Raw genomic sequence first — 9744 nt, 5'->3', positions numbered from 1 at the left:
GCCGCGGTGGGCTACGCGCTGCTGCCCACCGCGGCCGGCCTGCTGGCCTGCGGCGCGCTGGCCATGGTCACGGTCACCGGCCTGCTCGACGCGGTCGCCGGGCAGGGAGGTTCCCTCTGGGGCCTGGCGTACATCGCGCTGGGTGTGCTCATCCTGGTGCTCGCCCTCGCCGGACGGCTCGCCCCGCGTGCCCTGGCCCTGGGCATGGGCGCCGCCATCGCGCTGTTCGGCGGGCAGTGGCCGCTGCTCTGGGACGACGCGGCCTGGGGCTACTCGCTCACCACGGTGATCGCGCTGGCCTGCCTCGCGCTGTACGTGCGCGAGCGCACCTGGGTGCTGATCGTCAGCGGGGTGGCCGGCCTGACGCTCGCCGTCCCCGAGGCCGTCTGGGACTGGACCGACGGGGCCGTGGGCGGCGCGGTGATCCTGGTCCTGGCCGGGGCCGTCCTGCTGGCCGCGAGCGGCCTCGGCGTCGTCCTCCACCGCCGCGCGGTCCGGCATCCGTAGGCGGTGAACGCGGAACCGGGGGCCCGAGCGGGGCCCCCGGTTCCGGGATCCGGTGCGGCGGGCCCGGCGGCGGGCCCCCGCGCGGTCAGTGCCTGCCGGCCAGCGCGCTCTCGTACACGTGGACGAGCTCCTGGCTGATCCGCTCCCACGAGTAGCGGGACCGGGCGCGGTCGGCGCCGGCGAAGCCGAGGGCGGTGCGGCGGGTCGGGTCGGCGAGCAGCTCCCGGGTGAGGCGGGAGGTCTGCGCCGGGCGGTCGGCCGGCACCAGCAGGCCGGTCACCCCGTCCACGACGGAGTCGAGGTGGGCGCCCACCGCCGAGGCGATGACGGGCACGCCGCAGGCCATGGCCTCCAGCGCGACGGCCCCGGCCGGAGCCTCCCGCGGCAGCGACATGACCACGTCGGCGCTGCGCATCAGCTTGGGCACCGAGGAGTGCGGTACGTGCCCGAGCAGCGTGATCCGGTCGTCCACGCCGACCTCCTTGGCCAGCAGCATCACGCGGTGCGCGTCGGCGTCGTGCTCCAGGTCGGTGGCGGCGGGCCCGCCGGCGATGACCAGTTCGGCGTCGGGGATGCCTTCCAGGGCGCGAATCGCGGTGTGGACGCCCTTGTCGTACGTCAGCGGTCCCACGTGCAGCAGCCGGGGCCTGCCGCTGCGCGCCGCGGCCGGACCCTGGCGCTTGAAGCGCTCGACGTCGACTCCGCAGGGGATGACCGCGATGTTGCGGCGCGGCACGCCCAGCCGGATCAGCGAGCTCTCCTCGTCGCCGCACCCGGCGATCACCGCGCTGGCCCGGCGGCCGATGGCCCGCTGCAGGCGCACCTTCTTGGCGTCCTTGGTGTCGCGGGTGTGGTCGCTGCCGAAGGTCTGGGTGAAGGGCACGTTCAGGCCGCTCGCGCCGGCGATGGCGGCCAGCCCGCCGGTCCAGGAGTGCGCGTGGATCACATCCGGCCGGTCCTGGCCCCAGCGGCGCATCAGCTGGTCGCCCAGGTCGGACAGGTAGGGCAGCACGCCGTCCTCGGGAAGCTCCTCGGCGGGGCCGGCGGGCAGGTGCTCCACGGTGACACCCTGCGACACGCGGACCCGGTCCTTGTCGGTCTCGGAGTTCCTGCGGGTGTAGATGGTGACCTTGTGCTCCCGGCCGAGCTCGCGGGCCATGGCCAGCAGATGGGCGCGCTGGGCGGCGAGATCGGACTCGTCCTGCGCGGGAACGAGGGCTTCGGAGGAGACGAACGCAATATTCACGGCACACCTCTGGGAGGAGATAGGCATGGCAAGCCTGTGATTCCTTCAGGGGTGCCTGCGTCTTAGGCACACGTCTGTATGAGGCTTACCATACCCCGATCTCCGTCGAAGCCAAACCTCAGTACTTCCGGCTCTGCCGCAACTCCTCCGCGCGGGCGCTCGGGAAACGCAGCTGGAGGATGCATCCCTCCTGGTCGTGGTGGATGTCGAGGCGGTCGCAGAGTTGCCGCGCGATCCACAGCCCGTCGCCGGGCCCGGCCGACGGCCCCGGCGGGAGGAAGCCCGCGACCGGATCGGGCACGCCGCCGGTCGCGCTGCGGATGCGGCAGGTGACCGCGCCCAGCCGTTCCCAGAGCCGGACCGACAACGGCGTCTCCAGCATCCCGGCGGCCTCGTTGGCGGCCACGGCGAGCAGCGTCGCGCGGTCATGACTCAGCCCCATGAACGACGCCTGACCGCTGACGAACGCCCGCAGGTCGTGGAGCGTCTCCACCCGGGCGCTCGCCGCGTCGTCCGGCGGCTCCGGCGGCGGTACGGAGTCGCACTCGCGGATGTACTCCACCGGGTCGGTGTACTCGGGGCAGGGGACCGGCGGGCGACCGGCCTCCGCCAGGGTGGGATGGGTGTGCCTGGCGCCGACCACCACCCGCGGGTCCAGGACCCGCGCGTCGTACGGGCAGATCATCCACACGTTGGTGCCCCTCAACAGCAGGTTGAGGCCCGCCTCCATGCGCTGCCAGGCCCGCACCTCGGCCGCGGCCCGGCCCGTCCACACCGGTTCGGCGAGGATCCGCACGTACCCGCCGCGGGAGGCCTCGGCACCGCGCCGCTGCCAGTAGCGGTGGAACGCGGTGGCACGTTCCACGGTCCGCCGGCCCAGGAAGCCGCTCTCCGCGTAGTCGACCAGGCGGCCGTCCCTGCCCAGGGCGTCGGCGAGGAGTTCCAGGTTGGCCGAGGTGGTGGTGACCAGGACCGGGTCGCCCTTGGCCAGCCCGTCACGGACGAACGGCAGCGCGATGTCCAGGAACCGCCGGTCGGAGTCGTAGACCGCGGCTTGGTGAACGGAGCTCATTAAAGATCGTTCTCGCTCAGGCGCAGGCCGGGCGCCGAGTCCCAGCCGATCATGGTGATCAGGTGATGGACGTGCGAGGAGGCCGGTGACAGCACCAACGACCGGGGAGCCGCGAGCCCGCCCGCGACGTCGACGATCGTCCGGAGCCCGGCCAGGTCGATGAAGACGAGCCCGCTCACGTCCAGGTGCACGTCGCCCGCTTCCCGCGCCGCGGCCTCCCGCAGCGCCGCGGTGAACATCGGCAGGGTGACGGTGCCGACCTCGCCCTCGACCCGTAGCCCGCACGGGTCGGACGTCGGCCGGACGCGCAGCGGCTCGGCACCGGAGCGCGGGGCCGGGACGGCCCCTCTGCCGGGATCCACCCCCCAGCCCCGCAGCAGCCCCGTCAGCACCGCCGGGTGGGTCACGTCGGTGTGGTAGATCACCTGATCACCCTGGGCCAGGCCGTCGGAGACGAACGCGGCGAGCACCGGCTCGCGCTCCTCGTCGTGGTCGAAGGCGAGGCAGAGGTGCTCTCCGGGTCCGATCCAGCCGGGCGAGGGCAGGCCCTGAGGTGATCCCATCATCCGTCCCCACTCTGCTGCACGCGGGCGTCGCCGGACACGGGCGGTCGTCGCGCGGCGAGACCGCCGTGTCACGCCAAGTCAGTAAACTTATACGACACGGAGGGCGAGTATCACGATCTCATCCCATACTCGCCCGCCGGAGAACGCGTGCCGGTCCTCCTCGATCGTCTTGACGACCTCGGCGGGGGAGCGCCCCGCGCACCGCGCCAGCACGTCGGCGAGCCGGGTCTCCCCGTACGCCTCACCCTGCTCGTTGCGCGAGGCCACCAGGCCGTCGGAGTAGAAGACCAGCGTCTGGCCGGAGGCCAGCGTCAGCTCCTCGGTGAACATCTCGGCCTCCGGGCCGATGCCCAGCGGCACACCGCCCCCCGCGGTGAAGCGCACCCCGCCGTCGGGCCGGAGCAGGGCCGCGGGGTGGTGCCCCGCGCTGGCCAGCCTGATCCTGCGTCCCCGCACGAACCCGGCCACGGCCATCACGAACATGCCGTTGTGCTGCGCGACCAGCGCCTGGTTCAGCTTGCGCAGGGCCTCACCCGGGTCGGACTCCCAGACGCTGAGCACCCGCAACCCGTTGCGCACCATGGCGCTGACCGACGCAGCCTCCTCGCCCTTGCCGGCGGCGCCACCAAGGGCGAAGCCCCAGCCGTCCTCGACCGGGAAGACGTCGTAGAACTCGGCGCCCACCAGGCTGGAGCCGGCGTGGTAGATCGCCGAGGCCTCGAACCCGGGGATGTCCGGCAGGCTCCGCGGCACCACGCTCGTGCGCAGCGCCTCGGCGGCCTGGGAGCGGGTCTGGAAGCTGCGCCGGGCGCGCAGGGCCAGCCCCAGGTGCGCGCCGATCTCCTCCATCAGGCCCAGGTCGGCCAGCGAGAACGGCTCACGGTCGCGCGGCCGCACCAGGGTCAGGGCGCCCAGCACGCCGCCGTCGCCGCCGATCGGCACGATCAGCACCGAGGCGGCGCCCATCACCCGCAGCAGCGGCGGCCCGCCGGGGACGTCGCCGAGCAGTTCCTCGTTCTCCAGCATCTCGTGCACCACGCCGGAACCGCCGGTCAGCACGTGCGCGATGGCGGGGGCGGTCAGCGGGTTCATCCCCTCGACCAGGCGGACCAGCTCGGTCACCGGCTTGTCGCTCGGCCCGATCACGCAGGCCCGCCGGGGCATGCCGTCGCGGACCACGTCGGCGATCACCCAGTCGGCCCACTCGGCGGCCAGCAGCCGCGACGCCCGGGTGACGGTCACCGGCTGGCGCAGGCTCTCCTCGTCCAGCAGCAGGCGGGTCATCCTGGCCAGCAGCTCCTGGCGGCGGGCCGCGGTCAGGACCAGGGTCGCGTCCGACCGGTCGGCCGGTCCCGGCGCCGGCCCGGCCACCTGCGTCTCCAGCGGCAGGACCATGACCGCGACCATCTCCTGAGGCTCGCCCGGCATGGTCAGCCGGGTGAGGGCCAGCTGGACCGTGTGCGCGCGGCCCTGGTGGGCCAGGCGGGTCTGGAACGTCGCGGTCTGGCCGCCCTGCTGGACCGCCGTCAGGTGCGAACGGAAGGCCGCCCGCCGGGAGACGTCGACGAACAAGGGGAACGAGCGGCCGATCAGGTAGCCCGCGGGGCTGCCGAGCATCCGGGAGGTCTCGTTGCTGATCCTCCGCACCACCCCCGAGGCGTCCAGCACCGCCACCGGCACCGGGAAGGTCCGGAACACCTGCCGCAGCAGCTTGAGCTCCCGCTGCGACCCGCTCTCCCGTTCGCCCGACCTCCTGGGCGCCCTGCGCAGTTCGCCCAGGGACGCCTCCAGCAACTCGCGGGCGGTGTCGAGCTCGGCGAGGGCCGCGTCGAGTGTGGACCGGGGGTCGGCGGGGTAGGCGGACTTGGCCTCACGCAGGGAGGAAACCCTGGTGGTGAGCGCGCTCAGCGCTTGCTCCAGGGACTGAAGGCCAATGGCGTCGGTCAATGCACGTCCTCGTCAGGAGCCGGAATGGGGCTCGTCCCGTCGTAGACGGTACGCCACCCGGTGGGCCGAATCGATGCGCGGTCGGATAGTGATTAAGGTAGCGAAACCGGGAAGGGGACTCGCGAGATGGACATGGTGACGCCCGTGCTCGCCAGGGATCTGGCGACCCTGGGCAGGGTGAGCGAGGAAACCTCCAGCGAGAGCGTGCTACGCGGTCTCACCGCGACCCTGGCGGGAGGCGTGCCCGGCTGCGCCGGAGGTTCCGCCGAGCTGTGGGGCGAGGAACGGATGGTCGTCTCCGCCTCGCACAGCGAACTCATCGTGCTCATCGACAGCGAGGAGGACCTGGGGGAGGGGCCCTCCGCGGAGGCCCGTGTCACCGGCCGCCACGTGATCGTCCAGGACGCGCTCCGCGAGCCGCGCTGGCCCGCCTACGCCGCCATGGCCATCCGCTACGGGGTCCGCTCGGTCCTGACGCTGCCGATCACCGTCGAACGCGCCGTCCTGGTCCTCGGCCTGTACGGTGTCCGGCCCGGCGTCTTCGCGGCCGGGAACGTCCCCCCGCTGGCCGACATGCTCGCCGAGCAGGTCAACGTGGCGCTCGCCAACATGTGGGACTACGACGAGGTCCGCACCGACGCCGCCCAGATGCAGGAGGCGCTGGCGGGCCGGGCCGTCATCGACCAGGCCAAGGGCATCATCATGAAGTCCAGCGGGTGCTCGGCGGAGGCCGCCTTCGACGAGCTGCGCCGGGTCTCCCAGCACCACCAGGTGAAGGTGGCCGACCTGGCCCGGCTGCTCGTCGAGGAGCACCAGCGCAACCGCGGCGCCACGAGCCGCTGACGCCGGAGCGGCCCGCCGATCGGCCGGCGCGGCGGTCGCCGGGTGGGCAGGGTCAGCCGAAGGCGGCGAGCGCGTCGTCGATCGTGTCGTACATGGGGAGCCGCTGGGCAAGGCCGGTGATCCACATGACCTTGGTCCTGGCGTACTCGACCCCGATGAGGGCGAACTTGGCGCCGGCGTCGGTGCTGAGCTGCCAGTGGTGGACGATGAGCCCCAGCGCCCGTGAGTCCATGAAGGTGACCCCGCTCAGGTCCAGGGCCATGTCGAGGCCGTGTTCGCTCGTCTCGGCCGCCAGGTAGTCGGCGAACTGGTCTCTCGTCGTCGCGTCCAGCAGGCCCGTCACCCGGATCACGTTGATCCCACCGACCAGCGCTGACGTGAGAGTCAGGGCTGCCGATCTCTCGCCGTTCTCCGACACCGTCACTCAAAGCCTCCTCGCGCCATTCGATTAGCAACCCTACTGTTACCTGTGGGCGAGCAATACTCCCGGAATCGGGGTAATACTGGAAACAGAGGTCCAGCAGAGGGCCTTGCCTCGAAACGTGGTCGAGGCGATGCCGTCTGCCCGGATGTCGCTCCGTGGTCGCGGCTCGCCCGACAGTAATACCAGGGAGCAGCAATGTCTGTTCAGGCACTTGAAATCGCTGACATGACCGCCGAGGAGCTCCTGGCGGAAATGGTCCTGCCTGAGGTCTCCGAAGAACGTGCCGAACGCCTGCGTGAGCGCATCGTCGAGATGCACCGTCCCCTCGCCCTGGAGATCGCCCGCCGCTACCGCTACCGCGGTGAGCCGCTGGAGGACCTGCTGCAGGCCGCGTACGTGGGCCTGATGAAGGCCATCAACGGTTACGACCCCACCCTGGGGCACGCCTTCCGCGGTTACGCCGTGGTCACCATGACCGGCGAGGTCAAGCGTCACTTCCGCGACCGCACCTGGGCCATCCGGGTCCCCCGCGTCTACCAGGAGCGCCGGGCGGAGCTGAACCGGCTGGTCGCCGACCTCAGCCAGGTGCTCGGCCGTTCCCCCACGGTCGCCGAGCTCGCGGCCAAGATGAACATCTCCGAAGAGGACGTCCTGCTCACCCTCGACGCCTCCGCCGCCTACAGCGCGCTCTCGCTGGACGCCCCGCTCGGTACCGACGACGACGCCGCGGCGCTGGGCGACGTCATCCCCGACGAGGACGACGCACTCGGCTTCCTCGTGGACCGCGAGGCGGTCAAGCCGCTCATCGACAAGCTGCCGGCGCGCGAGAAGAACATCCTGCTGCTGCGCTTCTTCGGCAACATGACCCAGGCCGAGATCGCGGCCGAGTTCGGAATCTCCCAGATGCACGTCTCCCGTATCCTGCGGAAGGTGCTGGACCAGCTCCGTGAGGAACTGGTCGCCGAGTGCTGAATACACCGCCCGTAGCCGGGCACCCCAATCGGCGACGATACGGCTGTAGGGTGCGGTTTGGATATCCCCGGATGCTGATGAAGACGGCGGATCGGGACAGGGGAGGCGGATCTCGGGTGAACGAGGACGGTGCTCGTCCTGCCCGCTTCACGGCGGGCGGCGACCGTTCCCGTGTCCCCCCTGCCGCGGCCCCGGTGGCCGAGATCGCCTTCTGCCTCCCCGACCTCCCCGACGTCCGCGACTTCGCCGCCGCCCAGGCGACGCGCAGCGGCATGTCACCGGAGCGCCTCGCCGACTTCCTGGTCGCGGTGAACGAGGTCGCCACCAACGCCGTCACCCACGGCCACCCCACGGCCAAGGCGGTGCTGCGGATGTGGACCGTCGGGCGGACCCTCGTCGTGGAGATCCACGACGAGGGTCACTGGGAGCCCGGGACCGCCCCCGGCGAGACGCCGCCCGGCCCCTACGCGACCAGCGGCATGGGCCTGTGGGTGGCCCGGATGGTCAGTTCCGACATCAGGTTCGAGACTGGCGCGTCCGGCACTTTCATCACCATGTCCTTCAAGGTCTGAGCTGCTTTTTCTGGGTACGCCCGGTTCATGAGGCAACCCGTTCGCATAGTGATCGTCGGTGGCGGTTACGTGGGCATGTACACCGCCCTGCGCCTTCAACGCCGGCTGCGCCCGGGCGAGGCGCGCGTGACCGTCGTCACCGCCGACTCGTTCATGACCTACCAGCCGTTCCTGCCGGAGGCGGCGGCGGGCAACGTCGAGGCCCGGCACGTCGTCGTGCCGCTCCGCCGCGTCCTGTCCCGCTGCACCGTCCTCAACGGCTGGGCCGTCGCCGTGGACCCCGAGGCGCGCACCGTCGAGCTCCGGCCGCACGCGGGCCCCGGCCGCATCCTGGAGTACGACCTGCTGGTCTTCGCACCCGGCTCGATCTCCCGCCTGCTGCCGATCCCCGGCCTGGCCGAGTGCGGCGTCGGCTTCAAGACCATCGAGGAGGCCATCCGCCTGCGCGACCACGTGCTCGCCCAGCTCGATCTCGCCGTGTCGACCACCGACCCGGAGATCCGCGCCAGGGCGCTGAACTTCGTCTTCGTCGGCGGCGGGTACGCCGGTGTCGAGGCCCTGGCCGAGCTGGAGGACATGGCCCGCGGCGCCTGCCGTTATTACCCGGGCCTGGACCCCGGCGACCTGCACTGGTACCTGGTGGAGGCCACCGGCCGCATCCTGCCCGAGGTCGGCCCCGAGATGGGCCTGTGGACGCTGGAGCAGCTCCGTCAGCGCGGCATCGACGTACGCCTGCACACCCGGCTGGAGTCGGCCGTGGACGGCCGCATCGTCCTCGACGACGGCACCGCCTTCGACTCGGACACCCTGGTGTGGACGGCGGGCGTCAAGCCGCATCCGCTCGTCGAGCGCAGCGGGCTCCCGCTGGACGCCATGGGCCGGGTCAGGGCGACCGCCGAGCTCACCGTCGAGGGCTCCGCCACGGTCTTCGCGGCCGGTGACTGCGCCGCCGTCCCCGACCTCACCCAGCCGGGGAAGACGTGCGCGCCCAACGCCCAGCACGCCGTACGCCAGGCGCGCACGCTGGCCGACAACGTCGTGGCCAGGATCCGCGGGGGCGAGCTCACCCCGTACCGGCACGCCTACGCCGGCTCGGTCGCCTCCCTCGGCCTCAACAAGGGAGTGGCCCAGGTCTACGGCCGCAAGGTGCGGGGCCGGGCGGCCTGGTTCATGCACCGCACCTACCATCTGTCGCGGGTGCCGACCACCAACCGTAAGGTACGGGTACTGGTCGACTGGACCCTGGCGCTGTTCTTCCGCAGGGAGATCACTTCGCTCGGGGCGCTCACCCAGCCCCGCCGGGCGTACGAGCGCGCCGTCCGAGCCGAGGCGGCGACCCGGGCCGGGGACCTGTCCCGGTGATCCATACGGGAGCCTCGCCCGGGAGCTTCGCCCGCGCCCGGGAGGCGCCGGGAAACAGGAAAGGGGCTCGGAGGAGGCGCCGGGAGACACGGGGGGTGCCGGGGAAAACGGGGAGGGGCACACACCGGTACTACATTCGTAGCTCCGCTGGGAGTGGGTCGCCGCGTCGTCGGTAATGGCTGATCAGAGCACGGGTCTGATGGAGTCGTCGAAAGTGTGACCAGGCCAGGACG

9 protein-coding genes and 1 pseudogene are annotated in these 9744 nt (G+C 72.0%); 5 read left to right on the top strand and 5 right to left on the bottom strand.

The genetic code is table 11. The features are described 5' to 3' along the window. A pseudogene (locus ABD841_RS39850) lies at positions 1–507 on the top strand (hypothetical protein); the annotation flags it as partial. Between the two features lie 85 nt (positions 508–592). Here ABD841_RS39850 and ABD841_RS39845 read toward each other — a convergent pair. From ABD841_RS39845 to ABD841_RS39830, 4 genes are all read right to left on the bottom strand, one after another. Next, positions 593–1753, bottom strand: coding sequence for a glycosyltransferase (locus ABD841_RS39845; RefSeq protein WP_344982253.1), 1161 nt, complete (start codon positions 1751–1753; stop codon positions 593–595). A gap of 118 nt (positions 1754–1871) precedes the next feature. Further along, positions 1872–2825 carry an anti-sigma factor RsbA family regulatory protein gene (locus ABD841_RS39840; protein ID WP_344982252.1) on the bottom strand — a complete coding sequence of 318 codons (954 nt, stop codon included), beginning with the start codon at positions 2823–2825 and terminating at the stop codon, positions 1872–1874. After that, entirely contained in the window at positions 2825–3391 is a 567-nt protein-coding gene (locus ABD841_RS39835; protein ID WP_344982251.1) for an STAS domain-containing protein, read from the bottom strand. Before ABD841_RS39835 ends, ABD841_RS39840 begins: the two co-directional genes overlap by 1 nt. An 87-nt stretch (positions 3392–3478) precedes the next feature. Further along, positions 3479–5338 carry a SpoIIE family protein phosphatase gene (locus tag ABD841_RS39830; RefSeq protein WP_344982250.1) on the bottom strand — a complete coding sequence of 620 codons (1860 nt, stop codon included), beginning with the start codon at positions 5336–5338 and terminating at the stop codon, positions 3479–3481. Positions 5339–5464: 126 nt separating this feature from the next. On the opposite strand from ABD841_RS39830, the gene ABD841_RS39825 reads away from it, so the two are divergent. Next, entirely contained in the window at positions 5465–6181 is a 717-nt protein-coding gene (locus tag ABD841_RS39825; protein WP_344982249.1) for an ANTAR domain-containing response regulator, read from the top strand. Positions 6182–6233: 52 nt separating this feature from the next. On the opposite strand, the gene ABD841_RS39820 is transcribed toward ABD841_RS39825, so the two are convergent. Next, positions 6234–6605, bottom strand: a complete 372-nt coding sequence (locus ABD841_RS39820) for an STAS domain-containing protein (protein ID WP_344982248.1) — start codon at positions 6603–6605, stop codon at positions 6234–6236. A 195-nt stretch (positions 6606–6800) separates the two neighbouring features. Here ABD841_RS39820 and ABD841_RS39815 point away from each other — a divergent pair, with 195 nt between their 5' ends. The 3 genes from ABD841_RS39815 to ABD841_RS39805 all read left to right on the top strand — a co-directional run bounded on the left by ABD841_RS39815 (position 6801) and on the right by ABD841_RS39805 (position 9511). Beyond that, positions 6801–7577: a SigB/SigF/SigG family RNA polymerase sigma factor gene (locus ABD841_RS39815; protein WP_344982247.1), complete on the top strand. Its 777-nt coding sequence runs from the start codon at positions 6801–6803 to the stop codon at positions 7575–7577. A gap of 116 nt (positions 7578–7693) precedes the next feature. Then, positions 7694–8149 carry an ATP-binding protein gene (locus ABD841_RS39810; RefSeq protein WP_344982246.1) on the top strand — a complete coding sequence of 152 codons (456 nt, stop codon included), beginning with the start codon at positions 7694–7696 and terminating at the stop codon, positions 8147–8149. Positions 8150–8176: 27 nt separating this feature from the next. Then, positions 8177–9511, top strand: coding sequence for an NAD(P)/FAD-dependent oxidoreductase (locus tag ABD841_RS39805; RefSeq protein ID WP_344982245.1), 1335 nt, complete (start codon positions 8177–8179; stop codon positions 9509–9511). The last annotated feature ends 233 nt before the right edge of the window (positions 9512–9744 follow it).

Source organism: Streptosporangium fragile (assembly GCF_039534445.1).
Classification (GTDB): Bacteria; Actinomycetota; Actinomycetes; order Streptosporangiales; family Streptosporangiaceae; genus Streptosporangium; species Streptosporangium fragile.
Note: the sequence above shows the minus strand (reverse complement) of the source record. Positions and strands in the feature narration are given on the sequence as shown.

What these genes read in the sequence shown, in the direction of transcription:
- ABD841_RS39815 (WP_344982247.1), top strand. Translation starts at nt 6,801, where the DNA reads ATGTCTGTTCAGGCACTTGAAATCGCTGACATGACCGCCGAGGAGCTC.
- ABD841_RS39835 (WP_344982251.1), bottom strand. Translation starts at nt 3,391, where the DNA reads ATGATGGGATCACCTCAGGGCCTGCCCTCGCCCGGCTGGATCGGACCC.
- ABD841_RS39840 (WP_344982252.1), bottom strand. Translation starts at nt 2,825, where the DNA reads ATGAGCTCCGTTCACCAAGCCGCGGTCTACGACTCCGACCGGCGGTTC.
- ABD841_RS39825 (WP_344982249.1), top strand. Translation starts at nt 5,465, where the DNA reads ATGGACATGGTGACGCCCGTGCTCGCCAGGGATCTGGCGACCCTGGGC.
- ABD841_RS39805 (WP_344982245.1), top strand. Translation starts at nt 8,177, where the DNA reads ATGAGGCAACCCGTTCGCATAGTGATCGTCGGTGGCGGTTACGTGGGC.